Genomic DNA, 18787 nt, shown 5'->3' with positions numbered 1-18787 from the left:
GCGGGCGTCACGCGCGGCGGTGCGCGTTGATCGCGTCGCGGGTCTGCTGCGCGACGCGGGCCGCCGCTTCGGCGAAGTCTTCGCCCGACTCCGCGTAGAGGATCGCGCGCGACGAATTGATCATCATCCCCGAGCCGTCCGCGGTACGACCCGCCATGACGGTCGCGCGCACGTCGCCACCCTGCGCGCCGACGCCCGGGATCAGCAGCGGCATGTCGCCGACCAGCCCGCGCACGACCTCGATCTCGTTCGGGAAGGTCGCGCCGACCACGAGACCGAGCTGGCCCGTCTTCGCATTCCATTTGCTCGCCGCCAGCTCCGCGACCACCTGGTACAGCGGGCGGCCGCCCGTGTCGAGGAACTGCAGGTCCGAACCGCCCGGATTCGAGGTACGGCACAGCACGATCACGCCGCGATCCTCATAGCTCAGGTACGGCTCGATCGAATCGAAACCCATGTATGGATTCACCGTGACCGCGTCCGCGCGATAGCGCTCGAACGCCTCGCGCGCGTACTGCTCGGCCGTGCTGCCGATGTCGCCGCGCTTCGCGTCGAGGACCACGGGCAGGCCCGGATGCTGCAGGTGAATGTGCGCGATCAGCCGCTCGAGCTGGTCTTCCGCGCGGTGCGCGGCGAAATAGGCAATCTGCGGCTTGAAGGCGCTCGCGTACGGTGCGGTCGCGTCGACGATCTCGCGGCAGAAATCGAAGATCGCGTCCGGCTGGTTCGCGAACTGGGCGGGAAAACGGCTCGGCTCGGGATCGAGACCGACGCACAGCAGCGAATCCGTACGTTGCCACGCGGCGCGCAGCGAATCGATGAAAGTAAGCGGGGAAGACATGACGGGCACTCGCGGCAAACCAGTTGGAGGAAGCCCGTATTTTACCCGCCCCGCCGCCCCGCCTCGCGCGCGTGCCACGCCGCGCGCGCATCGGTGCGCGCGACGCCGAAGCTGAACCGGCGCGCGAGCCGCTCGCCGGGCGCGAGCAGCGTCATCCCGTGGGCGGCCGCGCCGCCCGGCAGGTTCACCGCATTGATCGGATGGTCGACCGGCTCGAAGCAAAAGAAATCCTCGCCGCGCGGCGTATACAGCACGTAGCAGTCGGTGTCGGCCGACACCGTCAGCGCCAGGCCGCGGCGCGGCCACGCGATCGTCGCGCGGCCGCCCCAGCCCGTGAACGCGTGGTTCACGAGCTGCTCGGGCAGCGGATACGCGATCCCGAACTGCCAGGCGGGCGGCACGCTCACGTGCCGCTCGGGCAGCCAGTCGGGCCGCGCGAGCCACAGCCCGCTCGCCGCCGCCGCGAGTTCCGTCGCGTCGTCGCGCACCACGAACGGATGCAGCCCGAGCCCGAACGGCAGCCGCTGCCGGCCGACGTTCTCGATCGCGAGCGTGATCGACAACTGCGCGCCGTCGAGCGTGAATACCTGGGTCGCATGGTACGCGTACGGCCGCCCGTCGCGCCGGTCGAGCGACAGCTGCAGCGCGGTGTCGCTCGCCGCCTCCACCCGCCAGCGCGCGAGCCAGCCGTCACCGTGGATCGGCCAGCGCTCGTCCGCGCGGTTGCGCGCCACCTCGACCTCGCGGCCGTCGCAGCGAAAGCGCCCGTCGCCGATCCGGTTCGAATACGGCAGCAGCGGATAGCAGGCGAGCGCGTTCGGATCGGTGTCCTCGCGCGGCGTCGCGCAGTGCCGGAACAGCGGCGTCGGCGCGCCGTCGCCGCGCCAGTCGAAACGCGTGACGCCGCCGCCCAGGTGCGGCGCGACGTCGAGCCGCAGCTCGGGCGTCGCGAGCGTGACGACCGACGCATCGGGCGCGCCGACGCCTTGCGCGACCGCGGCCGTCTGCGGACCCGGGCTGACGGGTTGCGCGGCGGCCGCGAGCCGCGCGCGGCGCGTCTGCGTGGTCGAATCGAAGGCGCGGGAGGCGGTGCCGGTCATCAGAAGCTCCTCGTCAGTCAGCAGTCGGCCGGGCCCGGCCGGTGCGGCGTTCAGGCCCAGCCGCCGTCCACCACCAGGTCCTGCGCGGTGATCATGCGGCTGTCGTCGGCCGCGAGAAACAGCGCCATGCGCGCGAGATCGGCGGGCAGCAGCTCGGCGCCCAGGCACTGGCCGGCCTGGATGGCCGCCCGCCCCGCATCGTCGAGCCACAGGCGGCGCTGCTTGTCGGTCATCACCCAGCCCGGCACCAGCGTGTTCACGCGGATCCCGAACGGCCCCAGCTCGCGCGCGAGGCCGCGCGTGAGCCCCTGCACCGCCGCCTTCGCCATCGTATAGACCGGGTAGCCGCCGTTCTTCAGCATCCAGCTGATCGAGCCGAGATTGATGATCGAGCCGCCGCCCAGCTGCTTCATGTCGTCGATCACGGCCTGCGCGGCGAAGAACTGGTGCCGCAGATTCACCGCGATGCCCGCGTCGAACGATGCGGGCGTCACGTCCGCGAGCGCATGCCGCACGTCGTTCGCCGCGTTGTTGACCAGCACCGCGAGCGGGCCGCAGCGTGCGCGCGCGGCCTCGACCGCGCGCCGCAGCGCACCGGTGTCGGTCAGGTCGCAGGCGGCGAACAGCGGCGCATGGCGCGCGCCGGCGAGCCGCGCGGCGAGCGCATCGCCCGCCTGCGCGTCGAGGTCGACGAACGCGACGCGCGCGCCCTGCTGCGCGAAATGCTCGACGAAGGCCGCGCCGATGCCGGTCGCACCGCCCGTGATCAGCACGGCGCGGTCGACGAGGCTCGGATAGCGCGCGTCGCGGACGGAAGCTTCTGGGGTCATGCCGGGTCTCCTGGGAGCGGCGCGCGTTCAGTCGCGCGCGCCGCGATTCTTCAATTGATCGAGCAGCACGGCCGCGAGCAGGATCGCGCCGCGCACGAGGTACTGGTAGAACGCGTCGATGTTGAGCAGGTTCATGACGTTCTCGACCGTGCCCATGATCAGCACGCCGATCACGACGCCCGAGATCGTCGCGCGCCCGCCGAGCAGCGACACGCCGCCCAGCACGCACGCGGAGATCACGTTCAGCTCGAAGCCCTGCGCGGCGTTCGGCTGGCCGGAGGTGATCCGCGACGCGAGGATCACGCCCGCGAGCGCGGTCACCGCGCCCTGGACCAGGAAGATCCACACCCGGGTGCGCTCGACGTTGATCCCGGCGAGGCGCGACGCCTCGGGATTGCCGCCGATCGCGAGCGTGTTGCGACCGTACACGGTCTGATTCAGCATCACGCCGAACACGATGAAGCACAGCAGGGTGACCCAGATCGGCAGCGACACCCCGAACAGCGTGAGGCCGCCCAGCGCGATGAAGGTGTCCGACGACACGCCGACCGCCTGCCCCTTCGACACGATGAAGCCGAGCCCGCGCACGATCTCCATCGTCGCGAGCGTGGTGATCAGCGCGTTGATCCGCAGATAGGCGATCACCGCGCCGTTGACGAAGCCGATCGCGGCGCCGGCCGCGACCGCCGCGACGATCGCGACGAAGGTGTTGTCGGTCGCGTTCAGCACCATCGCGCACAGCACCCCCGAGAACGCGACGGTCGAGCCGATCGACAGGTCGAAGTCGCGCGACGCGAGGCAGAACATCATGGTGCACGCGACCATGCCGATCTGCGAGATCGACAGCGCGAGGCCGAGCATGTTGTCGATCGAGAAGAAGTGATCGACCGTCAGCGACATCGTGGCGAACATCACCACGAAGATCGCGATCAGGCTGTAGTCGCCCAGCAGCTGCCCCCAGGCGTGCCGGCGCGCGGGCCGGGCATCGTCGGCGGCCGGATGCGGCGCGGCTTGCGGAAGGTTTTCTCTGACTTGCATGGTTCTCGCTCCTGCGTCGCGCGGCCCTGCCGCGCGGTATCGTCCGTTCATGCCCGCGTCGCGCGCGGGCCGCCTGCCATCACGCGGCGCGCGCCGCCGGCCCCTGCGGCAGCGCGAGGTTCAGCACCGCCTGCTCGCTCGCCTGCGCGCGCGCCAGTTCGCCCGCGATGCGCCCCTCGCGCATCACGACGATGCGATCCGACACGCCCAGCACCTCGGGCAGCTCGGACGACACCATCACGATCGCGCAGCCGCGCGCCGCGAGTTCGTACATCACCTGATAGATCTCGTGTTTCGCGCCGACATCGATGCCGCGCGTCGGCTCGTCGAGGATCACGACCTTGAGGTCCGGCTCCGCGAGCCAGCGCGACAGGATCGCCTTCTGCTGGTTGCCGCCCGACAGGAAGCGGATCTTCTGGCGGCGGCTCGGCGTCTTGATCCGCAAGAGCGCGATGAAGCGCTCGGCGGTCTCGGCCTCGCGGCGCCGGTCGAGGAACATGCCCGCGCGCAGCGTGTGGCGGCGGCAGCTGATGTTGATGTTCTCCGCGACCGTCGCCATCGCGATGATCCCTTCCTCCTTGCGGTCCTCGGGACACAGCACGATCCCGTTCCGGATCGCGTCGCCGGTGCGCTTCACGTCGATCGGCGCGCCGTCGAGCAGCAGCGCGCCGCCGCGCTTGCGATCGGCGCCGTAGACGAGCCGCATCAGCTCGCTGCGCCCCGCGCCGACGAGACCGAAGAAGCCGACGATCTCGCCCGCGCGCGCCTCGAAGCTCGCCGGCTCGCGCAGCGCCTCGCCATCGAGCGCGCGCACCGCGAGCCGCACCTCGCCGAGCGGGCGCGGCGCGTAATGGTAGATGTCGCTGATCTCGCGCCCGACCATCTGGCTCACCAGCGTGTCGCGCGACACGCCGGCGAGCGCGGTGTGCGACGCGACCAGCCGACCGTCGCGGAAGATCGTGCAGGCGTCGCACAGCCGGTAGATCTCGTCCATCCGGTGCGAGATGTAGATCAGCGCGCGGCCGTCGCGGCGCAGATCGTCGACGAGCTTGAACAGCACCTCGGTCTCGCGGTGCGACAGCGAGCTGGTCGGTTCGTCGAGCGCGATCACGCGCGCGTTGCGCAGCAGCGCCTTGCAGATCTCGACCATCTGGCGCTGCGCGATCGACAGCCGGCGCAGCTTCGCGCGCGGATCGAGGTCGACGCCCATCGCCGCGAGCCGCTCGCGCACGAAGCGCTGCGCGTCGCCCTTGCGCACCCAGCCGAGGCGGCTCGGCAGCCGGCCGAGCAGCAGGTTCTCGGCCACGGTGAGATCGGGCACGTACTGCAGTTCCTGGTGAATCACCGCGACGCCCGCCGCGATCGACGCGGCGGCGCTCGGAAACCGCACCGCCTGCCCGTCGACCCGCACGCTGCCCGCGTCCGGCTGATACTCGCCGCCGAGAATCTTCAGGAGCGTCGACTTGCCCGCGCCGTTCTCGCCCATCAGGCCATGCACCTGCCCCGCGTGCACCTCGAACGAAATGCCGTCGAGCGCGCGCACGCCGGGAAAGCGCTTGCCGATATTGTCAAAACAGAGTGCCGCCGTCACGTCGCCTCCACTGTCCCGATGCCCGGGCCGCGCGCCGCCCGCGAGGGCCGCGCGCGGCCGTCCCTTACTTCGACGCCAGCCCCATCTTCTCGCGCACCTCGCCGACGTTGTCGCGCGTCGCGAGCATGCCGCTCGTGAGCGTCAGCGCGGGCGGCGCCTTGCCCGTGGTGATCCAGGCGTACATCAGGTCGGTGGTTTCCTCGCCATGGCGCTTCGGGCTGATGATCACGGTGCCGTAGAAGCCCGTGGGCTGCGGCTTCTTGAACTCGTTCAGCGCGGAGTCGGACCCGCCGATGCCGATCCCGATCATGTCGGCCGCCTTGAAGCCGCGCCCCTCGGCCGCGCGCACCGCGCCCAGCACCGCCTCGTCGTTGAGACCGTAGGCGATCCAGTGCTTGAACTGCGGATTCTTGGTGAGCGCGATGTTGGCCGCGTTGAAGGCGTTCTCGGTGTCGGTCCTGGCCTGCGGCGCGGCGACCACGTTCGCCTTCGGGAAGCCCGCCGCGACGAGCGCGTCGGTCGCGCCCGCGGTGCGGTCGTGCGCGGTCGGCAGCTGCTCGTAGGTGATGTCGATCGCGCCGACCTCGCTCATGTTCCAGCCGCGCCGCTTGATCTCGGCGGCGATGCCCTCGCCGGCCTGCTTGCCGATGTTGTAGGCGGAGATGCCCATGTGCGGCACCGCCTCGATCGGCTTGCCCGCGCCGTCGACGAGACGATCGTCGACGGTCATCAGCTTGAGCCCGTGCGACTTCGCCTTCGCGACGATGCCCGGGCCCAGCTTCACGTCGGGCGTGCAGATGATGAAGCCCTGCGCCTTCTGCGCGGCGAGGTTGTCGATCGCGCTCATCACCTTCTCGCCGGACGGCGCGCCGATCTTCACGAGCGTGAAGCCCTTCTGCTGCGCGGCCAGCTCGGCGAACTTCCATTCGTCCTGGAACCACGGCTCCTCGGGCTGCTTGACCAGGAAGCCGATCTTCACCGGGTCCGCCGCGTGCGCGAGGGGGCCGCCCGCCAGCACCGCGCATGCGGCCGCCAGCGTCACAAACACTCTGCGTTTCATCTCGCCTGTCTCCTTGTCTCAATCCAATCGGATCCGGCCGCTTCTTTCTGTCGGCCCCGGCGCGCGCGCGGCCGTCGCGCGCCGGGTGCGGCGGCCCCGTCGGGCCGCCGGCTCGGCTCAATCGTGGTACAGCGCGGCGCGCCCGCCGTCGATCGTGATGCAGGTCGCGTTGATGAACGGCGCCTCGTCGGATGCGAGGAAGACGGCCGTCATCGCGACTTCGTCCGGCCGGCCGATGCGCCGCATCGGCTGGAGCGCGAGCGTGCGCGCGCGCGCGGCCGCCGGGTCGGGCTGGCCGTCCCACCAGTCGCGCGTGAGCGCGGTGTCGATGTAGCCGGGCGCGAGCGCGTTCACGCGCACGTTGCGCGGCGCGTATTCGATGCCGAGCGCGCGCGTGAGCCCGAGCACGCCGTGCTTCGCGACCGGGTACGGAAAGCAGCCCGGGATGATCGAGAACGCGTGCGTCGATGCGATGTTCACGATGCTGCCGCGGCCGCGCTCGGTCATGCCCGGCAGCGCCGCGCGGCAGCCGTTCCAGACGCCGTCGAGATCCACCGCGAAGCAGCGGCGCCAGTCGTCCTCGCTGAGCGCGAGCGGCTCGCTGAACACGTTGACGCCCGCATTGTTGACGAGGATGTCGAGCGGACCGAACGCCTGCTCCGTCTCGGCCACCGCGTCGCGCACCGCCTCCGCGCGCGTGACGTCGACGCCGAGCGCGCGCACCCGCGCGCCGGGCACCGCGCGCTCGATCGCGGCGGCCGTCTCCCGGCCGCACGCGTGATCGAGTTCCGCGAGCGCGACGGCCGCCCCCTCGCGCGCGAACGCGAGCGCGATCGCCGCGCCGATTCCGCGTCCCGCGCCGGTGACGAAGGCCGTCTTGCCCGCGAGGCGATTCATCGCGCCGCCCCGCGCCGGGCGATGCGCAGCCCGTTGACGTAGGCGCGCGCCTGCGCGGCGGTCGCCGCGCTCGCCTGGCCCGGCCGGTACAGCGCCGAGCCGAGGCCGAAGCCGTTCGCGCCCGCGGCCAGGTACGGGCCCAGGTTGTCGGGCGTCACGCCGCCCACCGGCACGAGCGGCACCGCCGCGTCGATCACCGCGCGCCACGCCTTCACCGCGACCGGGCCCAGCAGCTCGGCCGGGAACATCTTCAGCGCGTCCGCGCCGGCCTTGAGCGCCGCGAACGCCTCGGTCGGCGTCGCGACGCCGGGCGTGCACGCGAGCCCGAGCGCCTTCGCGCGACGAATCACGTCGAGGTCCGCGTGCGGCATCACGATCAGCGCGCCGCCCGCGTCGCGCACCGCATCGACCTGCTCGACGCGCAGCACGGTGCCCGCGCCGATCAGCGCATCGGCCGGCAGCGCGGCGCGCAGCGCGGCGATGCTCGCGAGCGGTTCGGGCGAATTGAGCGGCACCTCGATGAGACGGAAACCTGCTTCGTACAGCGCGACGCCATGCTGCGCGGCCTCGCCCGGCGTGACGCCGCGCAGGATCGCGATCAGCGGGCACGCGGCGAAGGCTTGCATCAGGCCCGCGTGCGGCGCGTACGGCGCGGGCAGGTTCGGTTCGGCTGACATCGTTTAGGATCCTCGGGAAAGACGGCTCATTGGGTCGCGCAGCGCGCCGCGTCGACGAGCCCCGCCTGCACGGCGACGCGCCACAGGCCGGCCTCGGCCGCGTGCTCCACCACGCGCGCGCCCGCGCAGCCGAACTCGGCCAGCGCGATCCGGTAGCGCGCGCACAGCGCGGGTTCGCCGATCAGGCGCAGCGGCTGGCGCGCGAGCGGCGCGGCGTGGCCGGCCAGCATCGCGTCGAGCGCATGCAGTTCGTGGCCGATCAGCAGGCCGGACAGATAGTCGGGCTGCGCGGACGGCGCGAGCCGCCCGGTCAGGCCCAGCGTTCGGGTGCTGAACGCGGTCGCGAGCAGGCCCGCGTCGCGCGCCTCGCGGGCCACCGCGACGCCGCGCCGGAACGCGGCCTCGTCGGGCGGCGCATCCGCCTGCATGGTGCGGCCGAGGATCGTGTGATCGCGCAGCGCCGCGAACAGCTCGCCCGTCATGTAGGTATGGAAGCGTTCGATCCGGCCGCCGCGCACCCACGCCCATTTGGCGTGCGTGCCCGGCAGCCCGATCAGCGCGCCGTCCGCGTCGCCGCCCAGCGACGGATCGCCCGCCAGCGCGCCGAGGATCTGGGTTTCCTCGCCGCGCATCACGTCGGGCAGCGCGCCCGGCATCAGCACGCCCGGCACGATCGCGAACGACGCGCCGCGCGTGGTCTCGACGCGCACCAGCGCGGCCGCGAGCGCATCGGCATCGGCGGGCGCGGCCACGTAAGGCGCCTCGCGCCAGCCCTGCGCGCTGCCGACCATGCCGGCCGCGAGCGTCGGCACGCCGGGCGCGCGATCGAGCCACGCGCCGCAGACCGCCTCGAACACCGCGTCGAACGCGTGCGCATCGGCCGCGCGCGGCAGGCGCATCACGCCGGCCGCGCGCGCATCGGTCTCGATGACCGCGCCGTCGGCGTCGAACAGGTAGGCGCGCAGCGAGGTCGTGCCCCAGTCGAGGCCGATCAGCGCGGGCGCCGCGGCGCGGGCGTGGGCCGTCATCGCTTGATCCGGCGCGTCGTCTGCGGCGCGCTCCAGCCGAGATCCGCGGAGATCGCGCGCGCCTCGCGCTGCACGAGCGGAATCAGTTCGTCCATGCGGTCGAGCGGCATGTACGGAATCGTGCTCGCCACCGACAGCGCCGCGACGATCGCGCCCGACGCGTCGCGCACCGGCGCGGCCACGCAGCGGATCGACGTTTCGTTCTCCTCCAGGTCGAACGTGTAGCCGCCCGCCGCGTAATGCGCCATGCGCTGCAGGAAGGTGTGCGTGTCGGGCCGCCGGTCGGGCTTGAAGTTGACGCCGGCCAGCGCGCGCTTCGACGCGTCGAACAGGTCGCCCCAGACCTGCGGTTCGAGGTCGAGCATCATCGCCTTGCCGATGCCGGTCGACGCGAGCGGCATCCGGTGGCCGATCCGCGAGCGCATTTCCAGGCCGCGCGTGCCGGGAATCTTGTCGATGTACAGCACGTCGTCGCCGTCGCGCACGCCGAGGTGGATGGTGTCGAGCGTGGCTTCCGCGAGCGCCTCGAGGTGCGGCCGCGCGACGGCCGTGAGCGGCATCTGCTCGAGCGCGATCGTGCCGAGTTCGATCAGCTTCGGCCCGAGCAGGTAGCCGCCCTGCACCTGGCGCAGGTAGCGCGCCTGCACGAGGCTGCTGACGAGCCGGTGCGTGGTGCTGCGGGTCGTGCCGAGCGCCGCGCCGATCGCGCGCATGTCGCGCGCGCCGCCCGCGACCGCTTCGAGGATCGCGAGGCCGCGCAGCAAGGTCTGCGTGCCGGCCTGCTGCGCCGCCAGGTCGAGCGGCGTGCCGGTCGCGCCGATGCTGTCGGCGAGCGCGTCGTCGGGCGTGACGTGATATTGGGCGGCGCCGTTCACGGCAAGCGTCACATGGGATTTGTTCATGATGCGAATGGACTCCGTCGGAGATCAGACCCGCGTCCGCGCGTCGCATCGCGTCGCCGGAGGGCGGGCGCGATGCGCGGCTGGTGATGGGCGAGCGGCCCGGCAAGCGTCATGGATCGATCTCCATATGCGGCCTCGGGCGCGCCGCGCGGCGCGAATCCACCGAAGCAGTTCGATGTGCTCCGGATTGTAGGGGGCGTCATTTCGATATCCAATATCTGAATGGATTGGTCAGATATTGGGATTTTCGATCGTACGCGCGAAAAATCGGGGGACAATGAAAACGGGCCCTGCCGCTGGTGCGGCAGAGCCCGTTCGCCCCAGGGGTTCATCGAGGGGCAGCGATGCGGCGCTTATTTCTGCGTCGCGCTTTGCGTCTGCATGTAGCGCTGCACGTCGGCGAACGATACGCGGCCGCTGCGGTTCGTATCGATCTGCTTGAAGTTGTTCGCGACGTAGCCGAGGCCGGCCGCGCGCGCCTGCGCCTCGGTCACGCTGCCGGTGTTGCGCGAGTCGGCGGCGGCGAACTGGCGCGCGAGCTTGTCCACCACTTGCGCATGCAGCGCCGCGCCGGTGGTCTGGGTGCCGGCCGTCGGCTTGCGCGCCGCCGGCGGCACGTACGGGTCGCCGAGCTGCGCCTGGGCGGCGCGATCCGGCGCGGCGTCCGCGCTGTCCTGCGCACGCGCCGCCGGGACCATGGCCAGACCCGCGACGCACAATGCCGACCAGGCGATGAGCGATTGTTTCTTCATGTCAGGCTCCAATTGGAAATGAGGTCGTCGGCCGTGCGACGGCGCGCGCCGCGCGCGCGTCCGTCGGCCGGCCGGGGCGTCAGCGCGCGGCGGGCGCCGCCTGGTAGAACGCCACCAGGTCCGCCTTCTCCAGCGGCCGCGACGTGTCGTCCAGATAGATCATGTGTCCGCCCGAGTAGTGCTGGAAGGTCAGGTTGGGCTGCGTGCCGAGACGGGCCAGATCCAGCTCCGTCTGATAGAACGGCGTCGCGAGATCGTGATATCCGTTCAGGGACAGGACCTTGAGCGACGGGTTGAGCGTGAGCGCCGCGGCCAGGTCGGGAATCGTGTCCGGCATAGCCAGCCCGTCGTGGCTCCAGTCCCAGGTGTTGATCGCGTTGCTCTCTACAGCATAGGCCGTTTTCGCCGAGTACTTGAGCACGTTGGGCAGATAGGTGCCGATCGTGCTCGTGAACGGCTGCGTGATGAAGGTGCTCGACGGATCACCCTCCGAGGCCAGCGGGCTGTTGACCGGCACGTTCACGCGCGCGTCGTAGCGGCCGATCAGCGTGCCCGGGATCAACGCCAGTTGGTAGCTGTTGTCGTAGGTCGTCGGCAGCAGGTTGAAGTCGGCGCTCCACAGCGCGGCCTGCGCGCCCGTCGCGTTCGCCATCGTCGTCACGAGCGCCGCGCTCGGCGGCGTGTTGCTCGCGAGATAGGCGTTCACCGCCGGGACGTAGGTGCCGGCCGTCAGGAGCCGCATCTGGTCCGCGTACTGCGCCGGGTCGCCCGGGTTCGGGTTGTCGAGCCGGTAGTACGCGCCGACCTCGCCGTAGCTCGGTGCGTAGCCCGCGCAGCTGACCGCGCTCGTGCCGTCGTTGCCGTTGCCCACGCCGCTGCTCGCCATGTCGCAGTTGCTGTTGTAGTTGAGGATCGACGATTGCAGCACGACGCCGTCGAGCTTCACGCCGGCCGTCTCGAGCAGGTTCGCGAGCACGTCGGTGCGCGGCGTGCCGTAGGACTCGCCGAACAGATACTTCGGCGACGCGCCGCGCTGGTTCGCGGCCAGATAGCGGACCACGAAATCGCGGAACACGCCGGCATCCTCGTCGACGCCCCAGAAGGTCTGGTTGGTGTTCGGCGCGACCGCTTCCGAGTAGCCCGTGCCGACCGCGTCGACGAACACGAGGTCGGTCGTGTCGAGCAGGCTCTCCGCGTTGTCGACGAACGGGAATTGCGAGGGCGTGTTCGGGTCGCTCGTCTCGATCCGCTTCGGTCCGAACGAGCCGAGGTGCAGCCAGACCGTCGACGAACCCGGGCCGCCGTTGTAGAAGAACGTGACCGGGCGCTGCGCGGCCGGCTGGTTGTCGGCGGTGTACGCGATGTAGAAGAACGAGGCCTCGGGCTGGCCGGTTTGCGGATTGCGCGCGACCAGATGCCCGGTGGTGGCGGTGTAGCTGATGGTCTTGCCGTTCAGCGTGATCTGGTGGTGCGTGACGGCCGCCTTCTCGGTGGCCGCCGCCGCGCTCAACGACGCGCGGGGGCTGGACGAATAACGATTGGGATCGGCGTAAGGCTGGTCGGCGGATGCCGCGCTGTTGTTCACCGTGCTGCTCACGCTGGCGGCGCTCGCGACTGGACCACCGTCGTCGCCGTTGCATGCCGCCAGAAGCAGCGAAGAGAAAACCATTCCTAATAACAGCTTCGTTTTACTCGCTGGCATAGTCGTTTTCCTTCTTTTCGTGTTGTCGTGCCGAGCTGCCGGTCAGGCGGCCCCCCACCTTGCTCGATCGGCCGATAAGCCAAGGCGAGGGCCAATATACGCGAGGCCATTCGTTTTGAAAAATACGGAAACATTTGAAAGAAACAGGTGGAATTTTGTCCTTTCAATTGCATGTTTTTGATTCAGACCAACACCATTCATTCAGCTGACTATTTCATTGGCAGTGCTGTCGACGGCGCTCAAACCGACAATCCCGCGCACACTTTGGTTACCAATGGCCGACCGCGGCCAACCATTGATCAGGAGCCTGAAATAGATGAAGTAATCGAAACAGACGACGCGTAGCCGTTTTGAAAGCCGCTTTCCGCGACGCTTCACGAAGGCGAAGAAAACCTGAGGGGGAAACGGGGATGCGCGAGCGCGCGCCCGGCTTACTGCGAGGCCGGCAGCTCGGCCGCGCCCATGCGCCGGGTGATGACGCCCGCGCGCTGCGAGAGATAGGGCGAACCTCGATGCGCGTCGAAATATTTCGGACTCGGCAGCATCACCGCGAGCCGGGCCGCCTGCCATGCGCTCAGGCGGCTCGCGGGCACCCGGTAGTAGTAGCGCGCGGCGGCCTCGGCGCCGTACACGCCCTTGCCGAACTCGACGGAATTCAGATAGATCTCGAAGATGCGCTCCTTGTCCAGCAAGGTCTCGAGCATCCAGGTGATGATCAGTTCCTGGCCTTTGCGGACGTAGCTCTTCTGGCTCGACAGGAACAGGTTGCGGGCGAGCTGCTGGCTGATCGTCGAACCGCCGGAGACGATCCGCCCCTTTGCCTTGTTGCGCTCCCACGCCTGCAGGATCGCGTCGACTTCATAGCCGTTGTTGTTCGCGAAGTCGGCGTCTTCCGACGCGATGATCGCGCGCTTCAGGTTGCGCGAGATCTGCTCGTAGGGTACCCACTGGTGCTGGATCGCGACGGGCGGTTGCGCGGCGGACAGGCGCCACGCGTCGGCGCGCATGAAGGCGGTCGACGACGGATTGAGCACCGCCCACAGGCCGATCTGCGCGAAATAATAGAGTTGGGTCGCGGCCCACGCGCCGGCCAGCACGAGCGACGCGTAGACCAGCCAGCGCAGCGGACCCGCGCGCCGGGCCACCCCGACGCCGGCCGCGCCGCCGTGTCGCGGCAGCACGCTCAAGACCGGCTCAGGGCCGCGCGCAGGGCGGCCAGCACCGGCGCGCTGTCGGGGCGCACGCCGCGCCAGATCCGGAACGATTCGGCCGCCTGCTCGACCAGCATGCCCAGCCCGTCGGCCGCGCGCGCGCCGAGCGCCGTCGCGTGCTGCATGAACACCGTCGGCTGCGCGCCGTACATCATGTCGTAGGCGAGCGTCGCTGCGCCGAACGCGGCCGGGTCGCACTCGGGCAGCGCCGCGTCGAGGCTGCCCGCCGTCGCGTTGACGATCACGTCGTAGGGCGCGCGCCCGACCCGCTCGGCCCCGCCGCCCGCGAGCGTGCAGCCCGCCTCGTGCGCAGCCTGCGAGAACTGGCCGGCCAGTTGCTCCGCCTTGCTCGCCGTGCGATTGACGATCGTCAGCGACAGCGGCGCGCGTTCGAGCATCGGCAGCACCACGCCGCGCGCCGCCCCGCCCGCGCCGAGCAGCAGGATCCGCGCGCCGGCGAGACGCACGCCGAGGTTCGCTTCGATGTCGCGCACCAGCCCGACGCCGTCGGTGTTGTCGCCGTGGATGCCCGCCGCATCGATGCGCAGTGTGTTGACCGCGCCCGCCGCGGCCGCGCGCGGCGACAGCGTGTCGGCAAGCGCATGCGCTTCGAGCTTGAACGGCACCGTGACGTTGAGTCCGCGGCCGCCGGCGGCGGCGAACGCGCGCACCGACTCGACGAAGCCGTCAAGCGGCGCGAGCCGGTGCGTGTAGTCGAGCGCCTCGCCCGTCTGCTCGGCGAAGCGGGCATGGATGAACGGCGACTTGCTGTGCGCGACCGGATTGCCGATCACCGCGTACTGGTCGCGCACGGCGTTCATGCCGCCCGCTCCGGGTTGCCGTCCGCCGCGGGCTCGTCCGCCGGCGTTGCGTCGGCCTCCGGCGCCTCGGCAAGCGCTTCCGCTTCGCTCTCGGCCGATGCGTCGGCGGCGTCGAGCAGGGTTTCGTCGCCCGGCGAGTCGTCGCCCGGCGAGTCGTCGCCCGGCGAATCGTCGCCCGGCGTTTCGTCGCCCGCCTCGTCCTCATCGTCGGCCGGCTCGCCGCCCGACACGACCGGCGCGTCAAGCACGCTCACGAGCCGCACCGATGCCTCGACCGTCAGTTCGTCGATCGACATCACGTCGAGCAGCACGCGCGTGCCGCGCGCATGCACGCCGAGCGCGGGCACGTGCAGCAGCAGCGGCACTTCCTCGAGGCGCACCAGGTCGCCCTTCACGACGGTCGCGGCCACCTGCTTGCGGCCCTCCTGCGTGATCCAGCGCAGACACCAGAAATACTCCATGCGGCGCTGGTGGTCGGCGTACGCGCCATAGGTGTCGTCGAAGCCCTGCACGACGGCATAGAGATCGGCGTCCTTCGGCTTGAACGGCGCGGCGAGCTTCGCCGTCACGCCATGCTGCACGCACGCGAGCAGCTGCCATTGGTTGACGAGGTCGACGTAGCGGCGCAGCGGCGAGGTGCTCCACGCATACTGCGCGACGCCCAACCCTTCGTGCGGCGCGGCGCTGGTCTGCATGCGGGTGCGCTTCGGGCCGCTCGGCATGCCGAACGCGCGCTGCGAGCGGTAGATGCCGGGCACGCTGTGGTCGTGCAGGAACGCACCCCAGGTCGAGTTCGCGAGAATCGCCAGCTCGGACACGATCAGGTCGAGCGGCGAGCCGCGCCGGCGCGGCGTGATCGTCACGTGCTCGCCTTCGACGTAGAAGTTGAAGTCGGTGTTGCGCTGCACCTCGCGCTTCAGCCCGTAGCCGGCGCGCGCGACCTGGCGCTTCTCGAACAGCGCCTGCGCGAGCGGCCACAGCACCGCGATGTCATCCTTGTGCGGATACTCGCCGCTGCCGGCCGCGAGGGAATCCTCGGTCACCAGCTCGTCGAGCGTGTTGTGGCGCAGGTTGTGCTTGATGAACACCCGTTCGGCGCGGGTCTCGTTCGCGACGATCTCCTGCGTCTCGCGATTGACGATGATGTAGAGCGACAGCGCCGGACGGTAGTCGCCCTCCTTCAGCGTGAACACCTCGACGACGTCGTCCGGCAGCATCGTGATCTTGTCGCCGGGCATGTAGACGGTCGACAGCCGCGCGCGCGCGATCGCGTCGACCGCGTCGCCGCGCGTCACGCCGAGCGCGGGCGCCGCGATGTGCACGCCGACCCGGATCCGGCCGTCGGACAGGTGTTCGACCGAGAACGCATCGTCGATCTCGGTGGTGGTCACGTCGTCGATCGAGAACGCCTCGACGTTCGCGCGCGGCAGGTCATCAGGCAGCGCGCCGACCGTGACGGGCGGGAAGCCCGTGCCGTGCGGGAAGAATTCCGCGAGGAAGCGCGCCTCGTGCAGCGCGCGCGCGGACGGAATGCCGCCGCATTCGAGCATCAGCCGCGCGGCCGATTCGCCGCGCGCGCCGGCCGCCGATTCGAGCGCCTTGTATTCGATCGAATTCTTGTCCGGCCGCGTGAGCAGCGCGAGCGCCTTGCCCGCGAATGCCTCGGGCAGCCGGCCCGCCTTCAGTTCCTCCTCGTAGCCCGCCTGCACGAGCGCCTGCTGACGCTTGCGTTCGAGCGCGGCGAGCGCCATCTTGAGCTGCTCCTCGGGCGCGCGCTGATACTGGCCGCGGCCCTTGCGGCGGAAATAGACGGGCGAGGCGTGCAGGCGCAGCACCAGCGCCGCGCGCTCGACCGCGCCGTAGCCCGCGCCGTAGTAGTCGTCGGCGAGCGCGCCATAGGCGAACTCCTCCTCCGGCGCGCATTCCCACAGAAAATCGAGATCGATCTGCTGCGCGGCGGCGTCCGCCTGCTGCATCAGTTCGCCCGCGGCGGGTTTTTCGAATTCGATCAGCACGTCCTTCGCGCGGACCTTCGCGCGCCGGCCGCCCGGCAATTCGACCTGAAAGGCGTCGCCCTGGCGGGACAGCACGCTGCCCGCCTTGAAACTGCCCGATTCCTCGAAGAAAACGTTCACTCAGTACTCTCGTTCAGACTTCAGGGCGCCGCGCCTCCCGCGAGGGAGACGCCGCGCCGCGTTGGATGGTGTGTGCGGTTGGCCGGGCCGCCCCGGCCGACTGACCGACTAGCGGACGTCGCAGAAAGCGAGCACGTCGTCGAGATAGTCGGCGAATTCGCTGATGCCGTGATCGCTGCCTTCGATCACCCGGGTGCGCGCGCCGGGATAGTGCGCGAGCATCTGGCGGTAATCGAGCACTTCGTCGCCCGTCGCCGCGATCAGATAGTAGCGCTCGGGCCGCGTGATCGCCGCGACGCGCAGCGCGTCCAGTTCGTCGAGATGCCGCGGCTCGACGACGATGCTGCCGCCGCCGTGCCACAACGGCTGCTCGCCCAGGTGGTGACTGAGGTCGCGCTGCGGCGTGGTGGCCGGATTCAGCAGGACCGCGCGCCAGCCGTGGCGCTCCGCGAGCCAGGTCGCGTAGTAGCCGCCGAGCGAGCTGCCAATCACCGTCACCTCGTCCGCCGCCGCGCCGGCCACGGCCGCCTCGGCGGCCGCCACGGCGTCGAGCGGCGACACCGGCAGCGCCGGGCAGCGCCAGATGTCCGCGCGCCCCCGTTCCGCGAGCCGTGCGGCCAGCAGTTGCGCCTTGAAGGACTGCGGCGACGAGCGGAACCCGTGCAGATACAGGATCACGCGGCGCTCCCGCGCGCCGACAGCGCATCGAGCAGCAGCTGATGCACGCCGCCGAACCCGCCGTTGCTCATCACGAGCACCTGGTCGCCGGGACGCGCGGCCGCCGTCACCGCCTTCACCAGCGCGTGCAGGTCGTCGAACGCATGCGCCTTCGCCCCCAGCGGCGCGAGCGCGTCGGCGAGACTCCAGCCGAGCGCGTCGCGGCCGCTGCCGGGCGCGCCGTAGCCGAACACCAGATCGGCGTCGGCAAGGCTCGCGGGCAGCTGCGCCTTCATCACGCCGAGCTTCATGGTGTTCGAACGCGGCTCGAGCACCGCAAGGATCCGGGTGTTTTCGCTGCCGATCCGCGCGCGAAGCCCGGCGATCGTGGTTTCGATCGCGGTGGGGTGATGCGCGAAGTCGTCGTAGACCGTCACGCCGTCGACGCTGCCGCGCACCTCCATCCGACGCTTCACGTTGCGGAACGTCGACAGCGACGCCGCCGCCTGCGCAGGCGGCACGCCGACGTGGCGCGCGGCCGCGATCGCGGCCAGCGCGTTCTGGCGGTTGTGTTCGCCCTGCACCGCCCAGTCGACCTCGCCGACCCGTTCGCCGCGCGCATACACGGCGAAGCGCGCGTCGACCGGCACGCCGTCCTCGACAGGCAGCGCCTGCCAGCCGCCGTCGACGCCGAAGCGCTCGACCTCGCTCCAGCAACCGCGCGCGAGCACCCGGTCGAGCGCGGCCTCGCGGCCGTTGCTCACGAGCCGGCCCAGGCCCGGCACGGTGCGGACCAGGTGATGGAATTGCGTCTCGATCGCGGCGAGATCGGGGAAGATGTCGGCGTGATCGAATTCCAGGTTGTTCAGGATCGCGGTCCGCGGCCGATAGTGGACGAACTTCGAGCGCTTGTCGAAGAAGGCGGTGTCGTATTCGTCGGCCTCGATCACGAAGAAGCTCGAATCGGTGAGCCGCGCCGACACGCCGAAGTTCAGCGGCACGCCGCCGATCAGGAAGCCGGGGTTGAGGCCGGCGTCCTCGAGCAGCCAGGCGAGCATCGAGCTGGTGGTGGTCTTGCCGTGGGTGCCCGCGACGGCCAGCACCCATTTGCCGGCGAGCACGTGCCCGCCGAGCCACTGCGGACCGGACGTATACGGCAGCCCGCGGTCGAGGATCGCCTCCATCAGCGGATTGCCGCGCGACACCACGTTGCCGATCACGAACAGGTCCGGCTTCAGGTCGAGCTGCTCGACGCCGTATCCTTCGATCAACTGGATGCCCTGCGCCTCGAGCTGGGTGCTCATCGGCGGATAGACGCCCGCGTCGCACCCCGTGACCGTATGGCCGGCCTCGCGCGCGAGCACGGCGAGACCGCCCATGAAGGTGCCGCAGATGCCAAGAATGTGGATATGCATAGAACAGTCGCGCCGCATCGGCGTAGAGTCGAAGACGTAGGCCCGGCAACGGCGCGCGCCGCCCGCATGGGTGGCGCGCCTGCCGCCGCGCGAAGGCCGTTATTGTAACTGACGGTCCCGCCGAGCCGGT

General features: G+C 70.5%; 17 protein-coding genes. All 17 read right to left on the bottom strand.

Going from position 1 to position 18787, the window contains the following annotated elements; translation table 11 throughout:
- Positions 1–7: 7 nt before the first annotated feature.
- The 17 genes from pyrF to mpl all read right to left on the bottom strand — a co-directional run bounded on the left by pyrF (position 8) and on the right by mpl (position 18675).
- Positions 8–841 carry an orotidine-5'-phosphate decarboxylase gene (pyrF, locus tag Bsp3421_RS32660; RefSeq protein ID WP_274001102.1) on the bottom strand — a complete coding sequence of 278 codons (834 nt, stop codon included), beginning with the start codon at positions 839–841 and terminating at the stop codon, positions 8–10.
- Positions 842–882: 41 nt separating this feature from the next.
- Positions 883–1941, bottom strand: a complete 1059-nt coding sequence (locus Bsp3421_RS32655; protein WP_274001101.1) for an aldose 1-epimerase — start codon at positions 1939–1941, stop codon at positions 883–885.
- 50 nt (positions 1942–1991) lie between these two features.
- Positions 1992–2771 (bottom strand): SDR family NAD(P)-dependent oxidoreductase, encoded by a 780-nt coding sequence (locus Bsp3421_RS32650; protein ID WP_274001100.1) that lies wholly within the window; start codon positions 2769–2771, stop codon positions 1992–1994.
- Positions 2772–2798: 27 nt separating this feature from the next.
- Positions 2799–3809: an L-arabinose ABC transporter permease AraH gene (gene araH / locus Bsp3421_RS32645; RefSeq protein WP_274001099.1), complete on the bottom strand. Its 1011-nt coding sequence runs from the start codon at positions 3807–3809 to the stop codon at positions 2799–2801.
- Positions 3810–3888: 79 nt separating this feature from the next.
- Positions 3889–5400 carry an L-arabinose ABC transporter ATP-binding protein AraG gene (gene araG, locus Bsp3421_RS32640; RefSeq protein WP_274001098.1) on the bottom strand — a complete coding sequence of 504 codons (1512 nt, stop codon included), beginning with the start codon at positions 5398–5400 and terminating at the stop codon, positions 3889–3891.
- 64 nt (positions 5401–5464) lie between these two features.
- The gene (locus tag Bsp3421_RS32635; RefSeq protein WP_274001097.1) at positions 5465–6460 is read right to left on the bottom strand and encodes an arabinose ABC transporter substrate-binding protein; all 996 of its coding nucleotides are present in this window, start codon (positions 6458–6460) and stop codon (positions 5465–5467) included.
- A gap of 117 nt (positions 6461–6577) precedes the next feature.
- On the bottom strand, positions 6578–7357 hold the full coding sequence (locus tag Bsp3421_RS32630) for an SDR family oxidoreductase (protein WP_274001096.1): 780 nt from the start codon (positions 7355–7357) through the stop codon (positions 6578–6580).
- The gene (locus Bsp3421_RS32625) at positions 7354–8034 is read right to left on the bottom strand and encodes a 2-dehydro-3-deoxy-6-phosphogalactonate aldolase (RefSeq protein ID WP_274001094.1); all 681 of its coding nucleotides are present in this window, start codon (positions 8032–8034) and stop codon (positions 7354–7356) included. Before Bsp3421_RS32625 ends, Bsp3421_RS32630 begins: the two co-directional genes overlap by 4 nt.
- A 26-nt stretch (positions 8035–8060) precedes the next feature.
- Positions 8061–9062 (bottom strand): 2-dehydro-3-deoxygalactonokinase, encoded by a 1002-nt coding sequence (locus Bsp3421_RS32620; RefSeq protein WP_274001092.1) that lies wholly within the window; start codon positions 9060–9062, stop codon positions 8061–8063.
- Positions 9059–9964, bottom strand: a complete 906-nt coding sequence (locus Bsp3421_RS32615; RefSeq protein ID WP_274001090.1) for an IclR family transcriptional regulator — start codon at positions 9962–9964, stop codon at positions 9059–9061. The genes Bsp3421_RS32620 and Bsp3421_RS32615 overlap by 4 nt, the downstream gene beginning before the upstream one ends.
- A gap of 353 nt (positions 9965–10317) precedes the next feature.
- Positions 10318–10716: an EF-hand domain-containing protein gene (locus Bsp3421_RS32610; protein ID WP_274001088.1), complete on the bottom strand. Its 399-nt coding sequence runs from the start codon at positions 10714–10716 to the stop codon at positions 10318–10320.
- A gap of 79 nt (positions 10717–10795) precedes the next feature.
- Positions 10796–12418, bottom strand: a complete 1623-nt coding sequence (locus Bsp3421_RS32605) for a S10 family peptidase (protein ID WP_274001087.1) — start codon at positions 12416–12418, stop codon at positions 10796–10798.
- Positions 12419–12849: 431 nt separating this feature from the next.
- Positions 12850–13563 carry a monofunctional biosynthetic peptidoglycan transglycosylase gene (gene mtgA, locus Bsp3421_RS32600; RefSeq protein WP_443111608.1) on the bottom strand — a complete coding sequence of 238 codons (714 nt, stop codon included), beginning with the start codon at positions 13561–13563 and terminating at the stop codon, positions 12850–12852.
- Positions 13564–13601: 38 nt separating this feature from the next.
- Positions 13602–14450: a shikimate dehydrogenase gene (gene aroE, locus Bsp3421_RS32595; protein ID WP_274001086.1), complete on the bottom strand. Its 849-nt coding sequence runs from the start codon at positions 14448–14450 to the stop codon at positions 13602–13604.
- Entirely contained in the window at positions 14447–16585 is a 2139-nt protein-coding gene (locus Bsp3421_RS32590; RefSeq protein WP_274001084.1) for a ribonuclease catalytic domain-containing protein, read from the bottom strand. The genes aroE and Bsp3421_RS32590 overlap by 4 nt, the downstream gene beginning before the upstream one ends.
- 108 nt (positions 16586–16693) lie before the next feature.
- Positions 16694–17263: a YqiA/YcfP family alpha/beta fold hydrolase gene (locus tag Bsp3421_RS32585; protein ID WP_274001083.1), complete on the bottom strand. Its 570-nt coding sequence runs from the start codon at positions 17261–17263 to the stop codon at positions 16694–16696.
- Positions 17260–18675, bottom strand: a complete 1416-nt coding sequence (mpl, locus tag Bsp3421_RS32580) for a UDP-N-acetylmuramate:L-alanyl-gamma-D-glutamyl-meso-diaminopimelate ligase (protein ID WP_443111553.1) — start codon at positions 18673–18675, stop codon at positions 17260–17262. Before mpl ends, Bsp3421_RS32585 begins: the two co-directional genes overlap by 4 nt.
- Positions 18676–18787: the final 112 nt, after the last annotated feature.

This window comes from Burkholderia sp. FERM BP-3421, from assembly GCF_028657905.1.
GTDB lineage: Bacteria > Pseudomonadota > Gammaproteobacteria > Burkholderiales > Burkholderiaceae > Burkholderia.
This window is presented reverse-complemented; position numbering and strand designations above follow the sequence as displayed.

Excerpts from the sequence above, each read along its gene's own strand:
- pyrF (WP_274001102.1), bottom strand. The coding sequence starts at position 841 with ATGTCTTCCCCGCTTACTTTCATCGATTCGCTGCGCGCCGCGTGGCAA.
- Bsp3421_RS32655 (WP_274001101.1), bottom strand. The coding sequence starts at position 1,941 with ATGACCGGCACCGCCTCCCGCGCCTTCGATTCGACCACGCAGACGCGC.
- Bsp3421_RS32650 (WP_274001100.1), bottom strand. The coding sequence starts at position 2,771 with ATGACCCCAGAAGCTTCCGTCCGCGACGCGCGCTATCCGAGCCTCGTC.
- araH (WP_274001099.1), bottom strand. The coding sequence starts at position 3,809 with ATGCAAGTCAGAGAAAACCTTCCGCAAGCCGCGCCGCATCCGGCCGCC.
- Bsp3421_RS32635 (WP_274001097.1), bottom strand. The coding sequence starts at position 6,460 with ATGAAACGCAGAGTGTTTGTGACGCTGGCGGCCGCATGCGCGGTGCTG.
- Bsp3421_RS32630 (WP_274001096.1), bottom strand. The coding sequence starts at position 7,357 with ATGAATCGCCTCGCGGGCAAGACGGCCTTCGTCACCGGCGCGGGACGC.
- Bsp3421_RS32625 (WP_274001094.1), bottom strand. The coding sequence starts at position 8,034 with ATGTCAGCCGAACCGAACCTGCCCGCGCCGTACGCGCCGCACGCGGGC.
- Bsp3421_RS32620 (WP_274001092.1), bottom strand. The coding sequence starts at position 9,062 with ATGACGGCCCACGCCCGCGCCGCGGCGCCCGCGCTGATCGGCCTCGAC.
- Bsp3421_RS32615 (WP_274001090.1), bottom strand. The coding sequence starts at position 9,964 with ATGAACAAATCCCATGTGACGCTTGCCGTGAACGGCGCCGCCCAATAT.
- Bsp3421_RS32610 (WP_274001088.1), bottom strand. The coding sequence starts at position 10,716 with ATGAAGAAACAATCGCTCATCGCCTGGTCGGCATTGTGCGTCGCGGGT.
- Bsp3421_RS32605 (WP_274001087.1), bottom strand. The coding sequence starts at position 12,418 with ATGCCAGCGAGTAAAACGAAGCTGTTATTAGGAATGGTTTTCTCTTCG.
- aroE (WP_274001086.1), bottom strand. The coding sequence starts at position 14,450 with ATGAACGCCGTGCGCGACCAGTACGCGGTGATCGGCAATCCGGTCGCG.
- mpl (WP_443111553.1), bottom strand. The coding sequence starts at position 18,675 with ATGCGGCGCGACTGTTCTATGCATATCCACATTCTTGGCATCTGCGGC.